Here is a 16,099-nt window from a genome sequence, read left to right on the forward strand (position 1 = left end):
ACCTCACGCAAGCTTCGCCAGCAGCTTCGTGAAGGTGGTGATCTCCTTGGCCGAGAGCGGCGCCAGCGTTTCTCTGGTGATATCGCGCGCCAGGGGTATCAGGCGTTCGATGGCGTCGCGGCCTTCGGGGGTCAAATTGACCAGCAGCCGCCTTTTGTCGACCTCGTGCTTGGAAAGCTCGACCAGGCCGCGCGCCTTTAGGCGGTCGATGACGCCCTTCACTGTTGCCGCATCCATGGCGATCAGCGTGCCAAGCTGGTTCTGCGAGGTCTCGCCGACATCGCGCAGCTTGGCCAGTGCCGCGAATTGCGGTGGCGTCAGGTCGCCGATATGCGCGGCGAAGATCGAGACATGGCGCTGATGCGCCTTGCGCAGGATGAAGCCGACCTGCTCCTGCAGGAGATAATCCTGATCGTCCGGCGCCTCGACCTCGACCAGCTTGAGCAGATTATCCTCGCCGCTCACCGCAGCCCGTCCCAGGCCTTGATGCCGTCGGCCGCAAGGCCGCCCATGCGGTTGTGGATGCGCGGCCCGCAGGTCATGGCCAGACAAAAAAGAATCTCATCGGGGCGCGGACCATCGCTGATGCCGACTTCCATGGCGTCGAAATGGCTGCGCACATAGGCGGCGTTGATGTGGCCGAGCGGCACGTCGAGCTTCGAGCCGAAGGCGCCGACCTTCTTGGCCGAGGGAACGATCGCCTTGGCGTCGCCGAGCCGCTCACGCATGGCGTAGCCGCCCGGCACATGCCACAGCGCGCCGTGCTCCAGTTCGCCCGCAATGCCGACGATGGCGCCCTTGCCGTACCCGTCGATCTGTTTGACGTCGCCGCCGAGCGCTGCGATCAGGCGGTCGGAAAGCAGCAGGCCGAGCGGCTTCAGATCGTCCATGGCGCTCTGCAAATCCTCGACATAGCGCCCGGCGAACGGGTTCCTGACCACGGCCATGGCCGCAGCACGCCGGCGCGGCACGTCCGCGACCGGACCGCCCTCGTGAAAGATCTCTTCGCTCAGCACCGCGATCTTGCGGATCGGAAACTCAGGCATGGGCAACTTCCTCCCTCGGATTTTTGTTGGGCGCGGCAAGCGCAACCGAGCCACTGATGCGGGCCTCACCGCCAAGAAACAGCGCCGATGCGGCAATCAGGCCGCGCCGGCGAAAATCTTCGGCGACAGCAAGGCCGTTGTCCAGCGCCCGCGCCACTTCGCCAAGTGCAAGCGTGCCGACGCCTTGTGTCACCAGCCGCTCGCCGAGATCGCTGTCGGGCGACAGTTCATGTGCGGCAATGCGCCTGATTGCGGGATTGCCGGGCAGGTCTACCGCGTTGGCAATGAGCGTCGCCGCAGCATCGGCCTCGGCACCGGTCCGCGCCAGCACGGTGACGGCGTCGGCAATGCCAAGCGAGAAGGAGCGGCCGCGCCAACCGCTGGTGGCGACGCCGCCAACGCCATCTTCCGCGCGGATCGTGATCCGGTCGGCCATGCCATTGCCGGTGCCGGCCACCGCCAGACCCATCGACTGGCCCGTGCCGATATGGAGAGCGCTGTCGCCGCCATTGTTGACATAGGCGCGCTCGAGCTTGCGACCGGTAAGCAATGCGGCGAGCATTTCGTCGGCTACCGATCCGGCAACGGCGGCCATCGGTGTTATGAAGCATTCCGCCAGGGGCATGACGGCTGCTTCCATGCGGCGCGCCGTCGGGCCGGCAAAGGTGCGTGGCGCCAGGAAAAATGCCGGGAGCCGCAATTCGGGAAGCTCCTCGACCAACTCGATCAGGATCGTCTGGAAGCGTGCAATCGCCTGCTCATAGGCCAGCTGGCATTCGTGCGCCTCGCCAAAGGCCTCGACGATCAGGTCGATCGGCCCGTGGTTGAGATGCAGCCGCTTGCCGTCCTGCAGCCAATGCGCTTGCGGGCCGTCCATCATCCGGTCCCGTTTGAAGCATCGCGCCGCAACTGCGCCAGCGGCGGCCATGGATTGCTGGCCGCGGCACCGGTGCCGCTGCGTGCATTGAGGTATTCGCCGCCCTTGGCGACGATGTCCTCGACGCTGCGGATTTCGGCTTCGTAGCCGCCGAGCCTGATATAGTCGTCACGGCGCAAGGTGAATTCAATCGGCGCCACCAGCGCCGGCGTCGGCACATAGCCGAAGGCACCTTCAGGCACGCGCGTGACATCGACCATCAGCGTGATGCCGCCGCCGGGCCAGACATAGACCGGCGCGCCGCCGACCGTCACATAAGTCTTCAAGCCTTGTACTGAGCGGGTGAGGTTGACCGGGTTTTCGGTGACGCCGGCGCGCAGCGAGCCACCGGCGCCGCCGATGAACAGCACGGTGCACAAAGCCGGCTCGCAATTGTCCTCGATCAGATTGACTGACTTCTGCAGCCGCTCCGGGAACGGTTTCTCGACCGGCTTCAGCTCGTCGTCGAGCTCGTAATAGGCGAACTGCTCGCCTGTCGTCGAAACCATCAGCAGCGACAGCCCCGGCCGCGCTCCCTTCTTGGCGTTCCAGTCGCCAAGGATCGACAACGGGTCGGAAATCGAGGTGCCGCCCCAGCCGAGGCCGGGCTCGGAAACCTTGAAATAGCGGCCGGGCGTCGAACGCCGGCCGACGATTTTTATGCCCGTATCCTGCCAGCCCAAGACCTTGCCAGCCTGGTGCTCGGAAACCACGCCGGTGATGTGGTCGTCAACCACCACCACCTCGTCGACCAGCCCGCGCCATTGCGTGGCGAACATGCCGATGGTGGCCGAGCCGCAGCCGACGCGCATGCGGTGTTCCTGCTTGCCATCGATGACGGGTGGTTTGCCGGCTTCGACGATGATCGTGGCGCCGCCATCGATGATGAGTTCCACCGGCTTGCGGTTGCACAGATTGAGCAGCGCGTCGCAAGTCGCGCGGCCTTCCGACTTGGAGCCGCCGGTCAAATGATGCACACCGCCGAGCGACAGCATCTGCGAGCCATACTCGCCTGTTGTGACATGCCCGATCGCCTCGCCTTGCGAACGCACGACAGCCGTTTCCGGGCCAAGGTGACGGTCGGTGTCGATCTTCACCTTGACGCCGCAATACGAGAAAATGCCTTCGGTGACGACGGTGACGAGATCGACGCCCTCGACCTCCTGGCTGACGATGAACGGCGCCGGCTTGTAGTCGGGATAGGTGGTGCCGGCGCCGATTGCCGTGACGAAGCGACGGCCGGTGTTGACCAGTTCGCCATCCCATGCCTCGCCCTCGGCAATGAAGGGCACCATAGCCGCGCCAGTCTCGGCCGCATGGTCGAGGATGGTCAGCGGGTCCATGCGCACGATCCGGCCGCCGGTATTGCCGTAGCGGTCGCAGGCGCCGGTGCGGCCATCGGCGATGTAGCACATCACCGGGCAGGCATCGCAGCGGATCTTCTCCGCCACCAGCTTCTCGCCGGGATCATGGGTTTCGAAACGTTCGGCAAGCTCGCTCATTGGCGTGCCTCCTTTTCGCGGATGCCATCTTTTTCACGAATGCCAGCGCGGATACGCGTCGGCGTCGCCGGAACCTTGGTGACCAGGACGCCGGTGGCGTGGCGGATGGCGTTGAGGATCGCCGGCGCCGTCGGGATCAGTACATGCTCGCCCAGCCCCTTGGCGCCGAACGGCCCTTCGGGATCGGGAACCTCGACCAGAATGGTCTCGATCGGCGGCACGTCGCCGATGGTCGGGATGAGATAATCGTGCAGGTTCTCGGTGCGGCCGGGAATGTATTCTTCCATCAGCGCCATGCCGATGCCTTGGGCGATGCCGCCTTCGATCTGGCCTTCGACCAATAGCGGGTTGATCGCCTTGCCGACATCGTGCGCCGCGGTGATTTTCAGCAGCTTCACCGTGCCGAGCTTGAGATCGACCTCGAGTTCGGCGATCTGCGCGCCGTAGCCATAGAGGGCGTAGGGCTTGCCCTGGCCCTTGGCATCGAGCGGCAGCGTCGGCGGGTCGTAAGTCTCCTCGGCGCGGAAGACGAAGCCGTCGGCATCGGCGTCGAGTGAGGCGAGATCGATGCGGCGGGTGGCGTCACCCTCGCGAATGACGATCGCCGCACCGTCCAGTTGCAGGGATGCCTTGTCGGAGACATTGGCGAAGCGCAGGATCTTTTCACGCAAGGCGCGGCCGGCTTTTTCGGCCGCCTTGCCGGTGACAAAAGTCTGGCGCGAGGCCGAGGTCTTGCCGGCGTCCGGGCTGATCGCCGTATCGGCGCTCTTCAGCCGGAATCTTTCCAGCGGCAGGCCAAGTGCATCGGCGCAGATCTGGGTGATGACGGTGTTCGAACCCTGGCCGATATCGACGGCGCCCTGGTGCAGGATGACGTCACCCGAAGCCACAATGCCGACGCGGATGGTCGACGGGTTGGGCAGCGAAGTGTTGCCGCAGCCATACCAGCACGAAGCGATGCCAACGCCGCGCTTTTTGTCCACATGAGCACTGTTGAAAACGTCTGTGTCAGCCGTCGCGCGCGCCCAATGCGGCTGCAGCGCCTCAAGGCATTCGGCAATGCCGACACCGGACTCCAGCCTCTGTCCGGTGACCGTTTCGGAACCGTTCCGAAGGCAGTTTCTCAAGCGGAAGTCGAGCCGGTCGATGCCGAGCTTGTCGGCCAGCTCATCATAGAGCGTCTCCTGCATGATGGTCGCCTGTGGCACGCCGAAGCCACGGAAGGCGCCGGAGATCGGACCATGCGTGTGGATGGCGCGGCCCTCGGCGCGGTAGTTCGGCGTCGCATAGGGGCCGGATGCATGTACCGGCACGCGGTTGGCCACGGTCGGTCCCCAACTGGCATAGGCGCCGGTGTTGAAATCGCCGGCAAAGATCATGCCGGTGACATGGCCGTCGGCATCGGCGCCGATGGTCGCTTTCATTTCCGAGGGATGGCGCTTCGTGGTCGACATCATCGATTCGTTACGGGTGTAGGTGAGCGCCGCCGGCCGTCCGGTCTTCAGCGCCACGAGGCCGATCAGCGGTTGCAGCGAGACATCGAGTTTCGAGCCGAAGCCGCCGCCTGTGGCGGTCGGCACGATACGCACCCTGTCGACGGCAAGGCCGAGCACCTTCGCCGTGTCGTCGCGGTCCATGTAGGGCGCCTGGGTGCAGGCGACGACGACCAGCGTGTCGCCGTCCATATAGGCATGGCCGGCCTCCGGCTCGATATAGGCGTGCTCGACATAGGAGGTGTCGATGGCGCCGGAAACCGTGATGGCGGCGGCAGCAAGCGCCGCCTCGGGATCGCCGCGTTCGACAAAACCGGAGGTCAGCAGGTTCGAAGGGCGATTTGCATGGATCAGCGCGGCGCCGTCAGCCTGGGCTTCGGCAGGCTGGAGAAAATGCGGCAGTTCGGTCCAGCGGATCGGAAAATCCGACAAATCGAGATCGAGCATCGCCTCGCGCTCGCCGGCGACCAGCGCCACCGCTTCGCCGCGCAGGCGCGCAAAGCCTTCGGCGAGCGCCGGCTGGTCGGCGAAAGGGCCGATGACGCCAAAACAGTTCTTTCCCGGAATATCGGCTGCCGTGAAGACACCGACGATACCGGGACGCGCCTTGGCCCAGCCGTCGAGATCACCAAAGGCGAAGCTGGCGTGATAATGCGGCGAGCGGATCACCAGCACCGCAAGCGCATCGGCGGGGAAGGAATCGCCGCCGAATTTCTCAGCGCCGGTGACCTTCGGCACGCCGTCGAGCCTGACGGGTGACGCGCCAACGGCGTGGCCGGACTGGGGCAGGCAGAAATCGAGGCTGGCTGCCTGCAAGGAGGCCTCCATCACCGCCGCGATGATCTTCCGGTAGCCGGTGCAGCGGCACAAAATACCGCCCAGCGCATCCTGCACCTCGGTCTCGGTGGGTCTCGGTTTGGTGTCCAACAGCGCTGTTGCCGCGACCAGCAGCGCCGGCGTGCAGATGCCGCATTGCGCCGCGCCATGGGCGAGAAAGGAGGCCTGCAACGCTGAAAGCCGGTCATTGGCAAGCCCCTCGACTGTCGTCACCGATGCGCCGGCGGCCGAGGCCGCCGACATCAGGCAGGCGCAGACGGGGTCGCCGTCGACCAGCACCGTGCAGGCGCCGCAATCACCGGCGTCGCAGCCGACCTTGGTGCCGGTGAGTTGCAATTCATCGCGCAGCACCTGGGACAGCCGGCGCAGCGGTGGCACATTGACCGAGACGGCTGCGCCATTGACCGCGAAGGCGATATCGGCGCGTTCAAGGCCGAGGCCAAGTTGGACACCGCTCGGATAGAGCAGAGCTTCACTGACTTCAGGCAGAACCTGGCTCATGCTGCCACCATATGGTCGTTCATCGGTCCGGCGGCCATCAATACGGCCCGGGCAACAATCTCGCGCACCGCATCCAGCCGGTATTCGGCGCTGCCGCGAACATCGGCGATCGGCGACAGCTCGGTCATCGGCGCGGACTGAACCGCAGCCGCGAGCCCGCCATCTGCCGGCAACCCGCGTATCGCGGCCTCGACACCGGCAAGCCGTTTGGCGACAGCCGAACACGATCCCACGGCAATCGCTGCTTCAATGACAGTGCCGTTTTCCACGACCAGACGGGCCGCCACCATGGCGATGGAAATGACGAGATAGCGCCGGGCGCCGAGCTTGACGAAAGCGGACGTGCCGCTGGCGGCAGGTTTTGGCACACGGATAGCCGTGACCATTTCACCTGGCTGCAAGGCCGTGCGGCGATTGCCGAGAATGAAATCCGGCAAGGGCAGATGGCGCGTCGTCGTTGCCGAGCGCAGTTCGACCTCGGCATCAAGGATAAGCAGGCCCGGCACACCGTCGGCGGCTGGCGAGGCGTTGCAGAGATTGCCGGCGACGGAAGCGACATTCTGGATCTGCGGCGAACCCACCTCGCGCGCCGACTGCTTCAGCGCGTCGAAGGCGGGAGGCAAGGGGTGGCGGATGATGTCGGTCCATGTCGTGCGCGCGCCGATGACGAAATGGTCATCCGTCTCGGCGATGCCGCGCAGCGCCGCGAGGCCATTGATGTCGAGGACATTGTCGCGGAACGGCTTCGCGCCCTGCGCCGGATAGAAATCCGTGCCGCCGGCAAGCATGCGCCAGGCGCCCTCGCCAAGCAGCGCGAGCGCCTCGTCGACCGTGGTGGGTTTCGCGTAACGGATCACGCTTTGCCTTCCCAGAGATGGGGCCTTCCCCTGAATTGGCCCACCCAGGGCGTTTACCCCGGGATTGTCTTGCCGGTTTTGAAACCGGAAATTCATTCGTATGCAAATGATATCAAGCCGGCAGAAATTGTCAAAGCCAGAGTTTGCCGCAACTACACCGCCACGCATTTGTTATACCGCCAGAGGTTGACGCAGCCGGCCATCTGGTCAAGTTTCTGCCTCCGGTCGCGTTCGCGGCATTTCCACTGGAGCATGACATAGAAGAGGGAAGCCCATGGCCGACGAAGCGCTTGTTGTCATCGACCTGCAGAACGACTTTTGCCCGGGCGGCGCGTTGGCCGTGACCGGCGGCGACGAGATCGTGCCGCTGGTCAACGATATGATCCGCCACGCCGACCATATCGTGCTGACGCAGGACTGGCACCCCGCCGGCCATTCCAGCTTTGCCTCCAGCCATCCGGGTGCGCAGCCTTTCACGATGATCGAAATGCCCTATGGCCAGCAGACATTGTGGCCGGATCATTGCATCCAGGGCAGCCTCGGCTCGGATTTTCATTCCGGCCTTGCCTGGACCAAGGCCGAACTGGTCATCCGCAAGGGATTTCGCCCCGCCATCGACAGCTATTCGGCCTTCTTCGAGAACGACCATTCGACGTCGACCGGCCTCGGTGGCTATCTCAGGGAGCGCGGCATCGACACCATCACCCTGGTCGGCCTGGCGACCGATTTCTGCGTCGGTTTTTCGGCGCTGGACGCCGTCAGCCAGGGGTTCAAAACCACCGTCCGGCTCGATGCCTGCCGTGGCATCGACCTCAACGGCTCGCTCGATGCCATGCTGCAGCGCATGCGCGAAGCCGGCGTGACGCTTGAAGACCATCTGTCGGACTGATCCGTCCTTTGGGAAAGAACCCCCTCACCCGGATTGCCAACCGAATTGCGAAAAGCAATTCGGGGCAATCCGACCTCTCCCCGAGGGGAGAGGAGATGGCGAGCGCTGACGCCAGTCTCTTCTCCCCTCGGGGAGAAGGTGGCCGTGTAGCGGCCGGATGAGGGGGCCTTTTTCATATTCGCTCCCCCTGCGCGCGGCATGCGTCGTGGCCGTCGCTATGCTGGTCCCGGGAGCAGCCTTCGCGGCCGAGGAACACGCGCTGCCCGGAGCCTCGATGTCTCTATGGTGGGCGCTGCCCTTTGCCGGCCTGCTGCTGTCAATCGCCACCGGCCCGCTGCTGTTTCCCCACGTCTGGGAGCATCACTACGGCAAGATCGCGGCCCTTTGGGCGGCGCTGGTGATCGTGCCGCTGGCGCTCGCCTTCGGTGTCCCCTCGGCGACCGAGGCGGTGCTGCATGCGCTGCTCACCGAGTACATGTCGTTCATCATCCTGCTGTTTGCGCTGTTCACCATTTCGGGCGGCATCCTGGTCGCCGGCAACATCCACGGCACTCCGCTGGTCAATGCCGGGCTGCTGCTGGTCGGCGCGCTGCTTGCCTCGGTCATCGGCACGACCGGCGCCTCGATGATCCTGATCCGGCCGATCATCCGCGCCAACGACAACAGGCCGTTCAACGCCCATGTCGTCATCTTCTTCATCTTCCTGGTGTCCAACATCGGCGGCTCGCTGACGCCTTTGGGTGACCCGCCGCTGTTCGTCGGCTTCCTGCGCGGCGTCGACTTCTTCTGGACGACCGCGAACCTCTGGCACGAGACGCTGTTCGTTGGCGGCCTGGTGCTTGCGGCGTTCCTGGCGATCGACATCATCCTGCACCGGCGCGAAAACGGCGCGCCGAAGATCAAGGATCCGACGCCGGATTCGAAAATACGCATCCGCGGCCTGCCCAACGTTCCGCTGCTGGCCGGCGTCATCGGCGCCATCCTGCTGTCGGCGACATGGAAGCCGGAGGTCAGCGTCTCCATTCAAGGCGTGACCCTCGAATTGCAGAACCTGGTGCGCGATGCCGTCATCCTGGCGCTGGCCTTCGTTTCGCTGGCGATTTCCAGCCGGGAGTACCGCGAAGCGAACGGCTTCAACTGGGGACCGATCGCGGAAGTGGCAAAATTGTTTGCCGGCATCTTCATCTGCATCGTGCCGGTCATCGCCATCCTGAGGGCCGGTCATGACGGCGCGCTGGCGCCGCTGGTCGCGCTCGTCACCTCAGCGCAAGGCACACCCAACGACCTCGCCTATTTCTGGCTGACCGGGGCGCTGTCGTCTTTCCTCGACAACGCGCCGACCTATCTGGTGTTCTTCGAGCTGGCCGGCGGCGATCCACACCACCTGATGACGGAGTTTGCCTCGACGCTTGCCGCGATCTCGGCGGGCGCCGTGTTCATGGGCGCCAACACCTATATCGGCAATGCGCCCAACTTCATGGTCTATGCCATCGCCCGGCAGCGCGGCGTCGAGATGCCCGGCTTCTTCGGCTATATGCTGTGGTCCGGACTGGTGCTGATCCCGACCTTCTTGATCGCGGGCTTTCTGTTTTTCGGCTGATCAGCCGACGCCGACATAGCGCCTGACCGCCGATGGATCGGCGCGCAATTCCTCGACATCCACCGTTTCGCGGTTGCGGCCGTTCTCAATGAACGAGACCCGGTCGGCGACCGACAGCACCGCGTCGACGCGCTGTTCGACCAGGATGGTCGAGACGCCCATGTCGCGCAGCTTCGCCACCGTCTCGCGGATTTTTGCGATCATCGACGGCATCAGACCTTCGGTCGGCTCGTCGAGCAGCAGCACTTGCGGTTCGAGGCAGAGAGCGCGCGCCATGGCCAGCATCTGCTGCTCGCCGCCCGACAATGTGCCCGAGCGCTGCCGCAGCCGCTGGCGCAGCAATGGGAAGAGGTCGAGCACGGTTTCCCGTGTCGTCTTGCCCTTGCCGCGCGCCATCAGCCCGATCTCGATGTTTTCGGCCACAGTCATCTCGGCGAACAGCCGCCTGCCCTGCGGCACATAGGCGACGCCGGCCTTCGGCACCTCATGCGCCGGCAGGCCGGTCAGTTCCTGGCCGGCGAGTTTGATCGAGCCGGCACTTGAGGGAACCAGGCCCATGATCGCCTTCAGCGTCGTCGTCTTGCCGGCGCCGTTGCGGCCGAACAGGCACAGCACCTCGCCCTTGTTCAGCACGAGGTCGAGCCCGTACAGCACTTGGACCTCGCCATAGAAGCATTCCAGTCCCGCGATCCGCAATGCTTCCGCCTTGTTCGTCTCAATCATGGGGCGGTCCCCAGATAGGCTTCCTGCACCGCCGCGTTTTCGCGGATCGCCTCGGGCGTGCCTTCAGCCAGGATCTTGCCGGCATTGAAGACGGTGATGCGGTCGGCTAGCTGCATGACGACAGGCATGTTGTGCTCGATCAGGAGCACGGTGGCGTTTTTCGCGATCTCGCGCACCAAGGTGATGAAATTGTCGATCTCAGAGTCGGCCAGGCCTTGCGTCGGCTCGTCGAGGATCAAAAGGCGTGGCTTCAGCGCCAGGCCCATCGCCACCTCCAGCAGACGCTGGTGGCCATAGGACAATTGCCCCGCCGGCATATGGGCGCGATCGGCTAATCCCGTGCGTTCGAGCGCTGTCATGACGCCGGCCCTGACCGCGCCTTTCGAGCGGCCATCGCTCAGTGTCCGTTGCACCGGCAGCGCGACGTTCTCGTAGGCGCTGAGATTGGCGAAGACACTGGTGATCTGGAAGGTGTAGGCGATGCCCTGGCGCACCCGGATATACGCCGGCAGGCCGGTAATGTCGGCGCCGTCGAAGACGATCGCACCCGAAGAGGGCTGGATGCGGCCGCTGACCAGGCTGACGAAGGTCGTCTTCCCCGCCCCGTTGGGACCGATGACAGCGCGGATCTCACCGGGCATCAAGGTGAAGTCGACGCCATCGACGGCGCGCAGGCCGCCGAAATTGCGTGACAGGCCCTTTGTGGTCAAAAGCGGCGTCATGGCAGCCACCCGAGCCAGCGCTGGCGAATGGTGCCAAGAATGCCTTTGGGGAAAAACAGCACCAGCAGGATCAGCGCAACGCCGACGATCAGCAGATAGGCCGATGTGTAGCCGCTGGTGACGTCGATGACATAGTACATGAAGACCGTGCCGATCAGCGGCCCGAGCGTTGTGGCAGCACCCCCGAGCAAGACCCAGAGCAGCGGCAGGATCGAATATTGCACCGATGCGAAGCTCGATCCGACATAGCCGAACAGCAGCGCATAGGCGGCACCCGACGCCGCACAGATCGTACCGGAGACGACCACGGCTATGAGCTTGTTGGAGAAGGTGTCGTAGCCCAGCATCTTCGTCCTCTCTTCGTTCTCACGAATGGCGACCAGCACGCGGCCATAGCGGGAGCGCACGATCGCCAGTGTGATCAGCAGCACGATCGAGAACAGCGCCAGCGCGCTCATGTAGCGCACGGTCGGATTGGTGAGATCGAGCGAGGCCGCACCGAAAGTGAGAACGCGCGCCGGCTGCGGCACAACCTGACCCTGATCGCCGCCGGTCCAGGCCGCGAAATAGAGGATCAGGAGATAAAACACCTGCGCGAACATCATGGTGACGATCATGAAGGCGACGCCCGTGGTGCGCAGCGCCAGCAGGCCGATCACCAGCGCCAGCACCGCGCCGCAGGCAATCCCGCTGAGGAAGGCCAGTGGCACACCCCAACCAAGCTGGATGATGGCAAGGCCGGCGCCGTAGAGCCCGGCGCCGAAGAACATGGCATGGCCGAGGCTGAGCAGGCCGACATAGCCAAACAGCATGTTGTAACCCATGGCGAACACTGCCAGCACCATGATGCGGGCGAGCAGGCCGTGATAGTAATCCGGCAGCAGGAAGCTCAGCACGAAGAGCAGGGCGATGACGCCGAGATGCAGCGCATAGGCCTTTGCCGGCGAAGCTTCGCTCATCGCGACGCCGTCCCGAACAGGCCTTGCGGCCGGAACACCAGCACCATGGCGACCAGCAGCGTGGCGATGATCTTGGCCAAGGTCGGCGAGAAGAACATCGAGATGATGCCGTCCGACATGCCGATCAGCACGGCGGCACCGACCGTGCCGCGCAGCGAGCCGAGACCGCCAATGATGACGACGATGAAGGACAGCAGCAGCGGATCCTGTCCCATCAGATAATGCGCCTGGCTGATCGGCACGATCAACACCGCGGCGATCGCCGCCAGCATGGCGCCAAGCGCGAAGACGCCGCCATAGACGCGGCCGACCGGGATGCCGAAGGCCTGCGCCGTCTCGCTGTCATATTGCGTGGCGCGCATGACGAGGCCGATCTTCGTGCGCGTCAGCACCAGCCATGTCGCGATCAGGAGAAGCGCGGAAGCGGCAATGATCGACAGCTTGTAGCCGGAATAGCCGAACCACGGCAAAAGGATGCGGTAGTTGAACGGCGGCTCGACGGGCCGCGCTTCCGGACCATAGAAGGTCAGCGCCAATTGCTGGATGATGTAGAGCATGCCGATGGTGGCAACGATGGTGGCTTCCGGATTGTAATTCAGCCGACGCAGCACCAACCGCTCGGCGACCAGCGCGATGGCGCCGACGATCAGCGGCGCGATCACCAGTGCCGCCAGGAAGCCGAGCGCCGGATGGCCGCCGATCGCCGTGGTGATCGCCCAGGCGAGCACGGCACCCAGCATGAAGAACTCGCCATGCGCGACATTGACAACCCGCATGACGCCGAACACCAGCGACAGCCCCAGCGCCGTCAGCGCCAGCACGGCTGAGGTGACGAGGCCTTCGAGGGCGGCAAGGAGGAGGTGAGGTCCGAAGTGCATCGGCTAGGCACCGAGGGATGCGCGAGGCACCCCCCTTGCGGGGGGTGAGAAGTGGTCCGCGTAGCGGACGGAAAGCCAATTGCTTGGCTTTCCGAACGACGAACGCCCGGAGCGACAGCGAAGGGCCGGGTCCGGCAGGACAGAGGGGGGTGCCTTGGCGCTCACGCTGCTGGAGCTAAGCTCACAGCGCCTGCGTCGTATAATCCCCCTCGGCCTCGTAAAACCCGTCTTCGATCTTGGTCTTGTGCACAACCTTCAGCTTGCCGCCTTCGACCTTGGAGATGTTCTGGATGCCAAAGCACTGGTGGATCTTGCCGTTGAAGGTTTTCGCGCCTTGCGGATGCTCAGGGCCTTCGGCGAAGGCGGTCAGGGCTTCGGTGGCCTCAACCAGCTTGGCGCGGTCTTCCGGGCCCTTGTAGCCGGCGTCTTCCATCGCCTTCTTGACGACATAGAGCGTTTCCCAGCAGCCGAACATATGCGCGGCGGTGGAAACGTCCTTTGGGTCGCCGACGGCGGCGCCATTGTCGTCGATGCCGACAGCGGCGCGATAGGCCTTTTGCGCTTCGCTGTCATCGGCCTGCGCGTAGCGCGGAGAGCCTTCCCAGAAATGGCTGCCGTCCAAAAATTCCAGGCCGGGGCTGTTGATGTCGGTGGCCTCGAGCGAATCGATGAAGCCGAACAGCTGCGGCCGGTTGGAGCCGTAGAACTCGCCGAGTTCCTTGACGAAGGTGAGCACCGCCGGGCCGACCATGACATGGTAGATCACTTCGGTCTCGGGCGGGATCTGCGGAAAATATTTGGTGAAGGACGATTCCGTCGGCGGGATGGCAATCTGGGCGATGACCTCAGCGCCCTGCGCCTTCAGCGCCGGCGGCAGGTAGTCGCGGTGGTCGTAGCCGAAGGCGAAATCGGGGAAGATCTGCGTCACCTTCTTGCCGGCATTGGCCGCGATCCACGGCGCCATCGACTGGATCTGGCTCTTCACGTCGGTGATGCCGGGCTGGAAGACGTAGCGGTTGAGCTTGGTCGAAGCGACATGGTGGCCTTCGCTGACGACGAAATAGGGCATCTTGTTTTCGCCGGCGGCGGGCGCCGAGCCGATCACGACATGCGAGAACAGCGTGCCGAAGACGATGTCGGTCTTGTGCTGGGTGGCGAACTTGCCGACCACTTCGGCGCCGCGTCCGGGATCGGTGCCGTCATCCTCGATGATGACCTCGACCTGACGGCCATTGATGCCGCCGGCGGCGTTGATCGCCTTGACGGCGGCAGCGGTGGTCTTCTCGTACCAGCGGCCATAGGCAGCGCCGATGCCGGTGCGGTGCGACTGGAAGCCGATCTTGATCGGCGCCGAGCTCTGCGCCTGGGAATAGCGAACGAAACCTGGCGCCACGGCAAGGCCGGCGCCTGCGGCCAGGCCCTTCAGCGCCGTGCGGCGGGTGAGGCCAGTCTTGGAGGTGAAGGCGGTCTTGGAGAGGTCGAAAAATCCGTTCTTGTCAGCCATGTTCGTTCCCCTGTTTTTCGGTTTTGACCAACGATAAGGCGGCTTCGGCATCCTCGCTCAGAGGGTGCAAAAAATTGCATGTGTACAAACTAAATCACCAAAGCCTTGATGTGGCAAGCGAGCTTTCCCCAACGACATCGGGGCCGCCCTTTTCTCATCCGGCGGTCGGCGTGGCAAGCAACCAGAGGCCGAAGACGGTGTAGGCGATCATCAGCAGGGTGAGCGGAAACTGGCTGAGTGCGGCGCGGGCAGGCTGCGGATGCAGGCGCCAGGCAAAGCCGTGGGCGATGAGGACGGCGAGCACATGGCCCAGGATGATGGCGCCGGCCTGGATGTTCCACAGCCACCACGCCGACTCCGCGCCGGCGACGATGCCGGCCTCGACCTGGATGTCGGCGGTACCGAACAGGTTCCAACCCAACGCGAACGGGTCGGACAGGGAGGCTAGCGCATACTGGCCGTCGACCAGAAGCGCCGTCAGATAGTGCGCGACGTGATAGGCGAGTGCGATCGGCACGATCGACCACACCAGCAGGCCGGCCGCTTGTCCGAGTGGCTGATCACTGCCCGCAAGACGCTGGCCGAGGATGACGGCGAGAAGGAACACCGCCACCAGCAGAACGAATGTCAAAACGAGCCCGAAAGTGGCGCTGCCGATCACGGCGGTGCGGCCGGGGAATTCGAGCGGATTGACGCCGAACAGGCCGAGCCAGAAGAAGGTTTTCGACAGGCCGTCGAAGGAGACCGAGGACAGGGCCAGCAGCAGGAAGGCGATGCCGCTGGACGAAAGTGGCTCCGCCGCGAGCAGCTTGGCGCCCGGCCAGCACAGTGCAAGCCGGCCTTCCTCGTCGCGCTCAACCGGCGCAAAGCGCGCCACCATCGCGAAGAAGATGGTCAGGAACTCGCCGCTGCGGCTCCACTGGGGATAGCCGAATACCAGCATCGCCAGGAAAGAGAACAGCCAGTAGAGACCGGCGGCCCATGCAAGGCGGGCCGGATCGTCAGGCGCCGGATCGATGAGTTCGAACCAGGCAAAGGCGAAAAACAGGATGACGGCAGGCCAGCAGCCGAGCCATCGAGGGAGGCGCCATGGTCCCTCATCGTTTGTGCCGAGCAGGCGAGAGGCGAGGCGCCATGGCCCATGCCAGGGATTGAGCCATAACCAGAGGTCGCCGAAGACGCCTTGCAGCAGCGTGCCGCCGGCCCACAGCAGCGTCCAGATCACTAGAGGCAGCGGGTTGGAGAGCGGGTCGCGGCTGCCGAAAAAGCCGGCGGCAATGAGAATTGCAAAGCCGGCAAAGGATGCCAGGCTGATGGCGGTGCGAGCGTTGTCACCGAAGGCGAAAAGCGGCCGGCGCCGACGCCAGAATTTGTCGAGCGAAGCCGCCGGCAGCAGCGCCAGCACGAGGAAGCTGACGGCCACGGCGAAGGCGCCGCCGATCAGATAGTAGCCTGTTGGCAGGAGCAGGACGTGGCCTCGATCGGAGGCGTGGGCGAAGGCGGGGGTGGGGGATATGAGCGATACGGCGGTAAGCAATAAGGCCAACGACAGAGGGCCGCGCTCTACGGCGCCCCCCTCTGTCCTGCCGGACATCTCCCCCACGAGGGGGGAGATTGGCAGTTCGCGCGATCGGCGCCTCTCTAGCGACGTTGCAGATTGGCGAAGGCGGAG

General features: G+C 64.5%; 14 protein-coding genes. 2 read left to right on the plus strand and 12 right to left on the minus strand.

What is annotated here, in order from left to right; translation table 11 throughout:
- Positions 1-3 precede the first annotated feature (3 nt).
- Genes AC1DX0_RS00955 through AC1DX0_RS00980 form a run of 6 tightly spaced genes read right to left on the minus strand, consistent with a single transcriptional unit; the run spans position 4 to position 7,248 of the window.
- Positions 4-465 carry a MarR family winged helix-turn-helix transcriptional regulator gene (locus tag AC1DX0_RS00955; protein WP_477218815.1) on the minus strand — a complete coding sequence of 154 codons (462 nt, stop codon included), beginning with the start codon at positions 463-465 and terminating at the stop codon, positions 4-6.
- Positions 462-1,046 carry an amino acid synthesis family protein gene (locus AC1DX0_RS00960; protein WP_477218814.1) on the minus strand — a complete coding sequence of 195 codons (585 nt, stop codon included), beginning with the start codon at positions 1,044-1,046 and terminating at the stop codon, positions 462-464. Before AC1DX0_RS00960 ends, AC1DX0_RS00955 begins: the two co-directional genes overlap by 4 nt.
- On the minus strand, positions 1,039-1,923 hold the full coding sequence (locus AC1DX0_RS00965; RefSeq protein ID WP_477218813.1) for a UPF0280 family protein: 885 nt from the start codon (positions 1,921-1,923) through the stop codon (positions 1,039-1,041). The genes AC1DX0_RS00960 and AC1DX0_RS00965 overlap by 8 nt, the downstream gene beginning before the upstream one ends.
- Positions 1,923-3,464 carry a 6-hydroxynicotinate reductase gene (locus tag AC1DX0_RS00970; RefSeq protein WP_477218812.1) on the minus strand — a complete coding sequence of 514 codons (1,542 nt, stop codon included), beginning with the start codon at positions 3,462-3,464 and terminating at the stop codon, positions 1,923-1,925. The genes AC1DX0_RS00965 and AC1DX0_RS00970 overlap by 1 nt, the downstream gene beginning before the upstream one ends.
- Positions 3,461-6,295, minus strand: coding sequence for a molybdopterin-dependent oxidoreductase (locus AC1DX0_RS00975; RefSeq protein WP_477218811.1), 2,835 nt, complete (start codon positions 6,293-6,295; stop codon positions 3,461-3,463). The genes AC1DX0_RS00970 and AC1DX0_RS00975 overlap by 4 nt, the downstream gene beginning before the upstream one ends.
- Entirely contained in the window at positions 6,292-7,248 is a 957-nt protein-coding gene (locus AC1DX0_RS00980) for an FAD binding domain-containing protein (RefSeq protein WP_477218810.1), read from the minus strand. Before AC1DX0_RS00980 ends, AC1DX0_RS00975 begins: the two co-directional genes overlap by 4 nt.
- 178 nt (positions 7,249-7,426) lie before the next feature.
- Between AC1DX0_RS00980 and pncA the strand changes: the two genes are divergently transcribed.
- Together pncA and AC1DX0_RS00990 are read left to right on the plus strand one after the other, a co-directional pair.
- Positions 7,427-8,041, plus strand: coding sequence for a bifunctional nicotinamidase/pyrazinamidase (gene pncA / locus AC1DX0_RS00985; RefSeq protein WP_477218809.1), 615 nt, complete (start codon positions 7,427-7,429; stop codon positions 8,039-8,041).
- Between the two features lie 157 nt (positions 8,042-8,198).
- Positions 8,199-9,641, plus strand: coding sequence for a sodium:proton antiporter (locus tag AC1DX0_RS00990; protein ID WP_477218808.1), 1,443 nt, complete (start codon positions 8,199-8,201; stop codon positions 9,639-9,641).
- On the opposite strand, the gene AC1DX0_RS00995 is transcribed toward AC1DX0_RS00990, so the two are convergent.
- From AC1DX0_RS00995 to AC1DX0_RS01020, 6 genes are all read right to left on the minus strand, one after another.
- Entirely contained in the window at positions 9,642-10,364 is a 723-nt protein-coding gene (locus AC1DX0_RS00995; RefSeq protein WP_477218807.1) for an ABC transporter ATP-binding protein, read from the minus strand. It abuts the gene before it with no gap.
- Positions 10,361-11,086, minus strand: a complete 726-nt coding sequence (locus tag AC1DX0_RS01000; RefSeq protein ID WP_477218806.1) for an ABC transporter ATP-binding protein — start codon at positions 11,084-11,086, stop codon at positions 10,361-10,363. The genes AC1DX0_RS00995 and AC1DX0_RS01000 overlap by 4 nt, the downstream gene beginning before the upstream one ends.
- Entirely contained in the window at positions 11,083-12,045 is a 963-nt protein-coding gene (locus AC1DX0_RS01005) for a branched-chain amino acid ABC transporter permease (protein WP_477218805.1), read from the minus strand. Before AC1DX0_RS01005 ends, AC1DX0_RS01000 begins: the two co-directional genes overlap by 4 nt.
- On the minus strand, positions 12,042-12,923 hold the full coding sequence (locus AC1DX0_RS01010) for a branched-chain amino acid ABC transporter permease (RefSeq protein WP_477218804.1): 882 nt from the start codon (positions 12,921-12,923) through the stop codon (positions 12,042-12,044). Before AC1DX0_RS01010 ends, AC1DX0_RS01005 begins: the two co-directional genes overlap by 4 nt.
- Positions 12,924-13,104: 181 nt before the next feature.
- The gene (locus AC1DX0_RS01015; protein ID WP_477218803.1) at positions 13,105-14,427 is read right to left on the minus strand and encodes an ABC transporter substrate-binding protein; all 1,323 of its coding nucleotides are present in this window, start codon (positions 14,425-14,427) and stop codon (positions 13,105-13,107) included.
- Positions 14,428-14,581: 154 nt separating this feature from the next.
- Positions 14,582-16,021 carry a hypothetical protein gene (locus AC1DX0_RS01020; protein WP_477218802.1) on the minus strand — a complete coding sequence of 480 codons (1,440 nt, stop codon included), beginning with the start codon at positions 16,019-16,021 and terminating at the stop codon, positions 14,582-14,584.
- Positions 16,022-16,099: the final 78 nt, after the last annotated feature.

The sequence above is a fragment of the Mesorhizobium sp. P3_A9 genome (assembly GCF_056402975.1).

What these genes read in the sequence shown, in the direction of transcription:
- AC1DX0_RS00960 (WP_477218814.1), bottom strand. Translation starts at nt 1,046, where the DNA reads ATGCCTGAGTTTCCGATCCGCAAGATCGCGGTGCTGAGCGAAGAGATC.
- AC1DX0_RS00965 (WP_477218813.1), bottom strand. Translation starts at nt 1,923, where the DNA reads ATGGACGGCCCGCAAGCGCATTGGCTGCAGGACGGCAAGCGGCTGCAT.
- AC1DX0_RS00970 (WP_477218812.1), bottom strand. Translation starts at nt 3,464, where the DNA reads ATGAGCGAGCTTGCCGAACGTTTCGAAACCCATGATCCCGGCGAGAAG.
- AC1DX0_RS00975 (WP_477218811.1), bottom strand. Translation starts at nt 6,295, where the DNA reads ATGAGCCAGGTTCTGCCTGAAGTCAGTGAAGCTCTGCTCTATCCGAGC.
- AC1DX0_RS00980 (WP_477218810.1), bottom strand. Translation starts at nt 7,248, where the DNA reads ATGAATTTCCGGTTTCAAAACCGGCAAGACAATCCCGGGGTAAACGCC.
- pncA (WP_477218809.1), top strand. Translation starts at nt 7,427, where the DNA reads ATGGCCGACGAAGCGCTTGTTGTCATCGACCTGCAGAACGACTTTTGC.
- AC1DX0_RS00990 (WP_477218808.1), top strand. Translation starts at nt 8,199, where the DNA reads ATGAGGGGGCCTTTTTCATATTCGCTCCCCCTGCGCGCGGCATGCGTC.
- AC1DX0_RS00995 (WP_477218807.1), bottom strand. Translation starts at nt 10,364, where the DNA reads ATGATTGAGACGAACAAGGCGGAAGCATTGCGGATCGCGGGACTGGAA.
- AC1DX0_RS01000 (WP_477218806.1), bottom strand. Translation starts at nt 11,086, where the DNA reads ATGACGCCGCTTTTGACCACAAAGGGCCTGTCACGCAATTTCGGCGGC.
- AC1DX0_RS01005 (WP_477218805.1), bottom strand. Translation starts at nt 12,045, where the DNA reads ATGAGCGAAGCTTCGCCGGCAAAGGCCTATGCGCTGCATCTCGGCGTC.
- AC1DX0_RS01010 (WP_477218804.1), bottom strand. Translation starts at nt 12,923, where the DNA reads ATGCACTTCGGACCTCACCTCCTCCTTGCCGCCCTCGAAGGCCTCGTC.
- AC1DX0_RS01015 (WP_477218803.1), bottom strand. Translation starts at nt 14,427, where the DNA reads ATGGCTGACAAGAACGGATTTTTCGACCTCTCCAAGACCGCCTTCACC.
- AC1DX0_RS01020 (WP_477218802.1), bottom strand. Translation starts at nt 16,021, where the DNA reads ATGTCCGGCAGGACAGAGGGGGGCGCCGTAGAGCGCGGCCCTCTGTCG.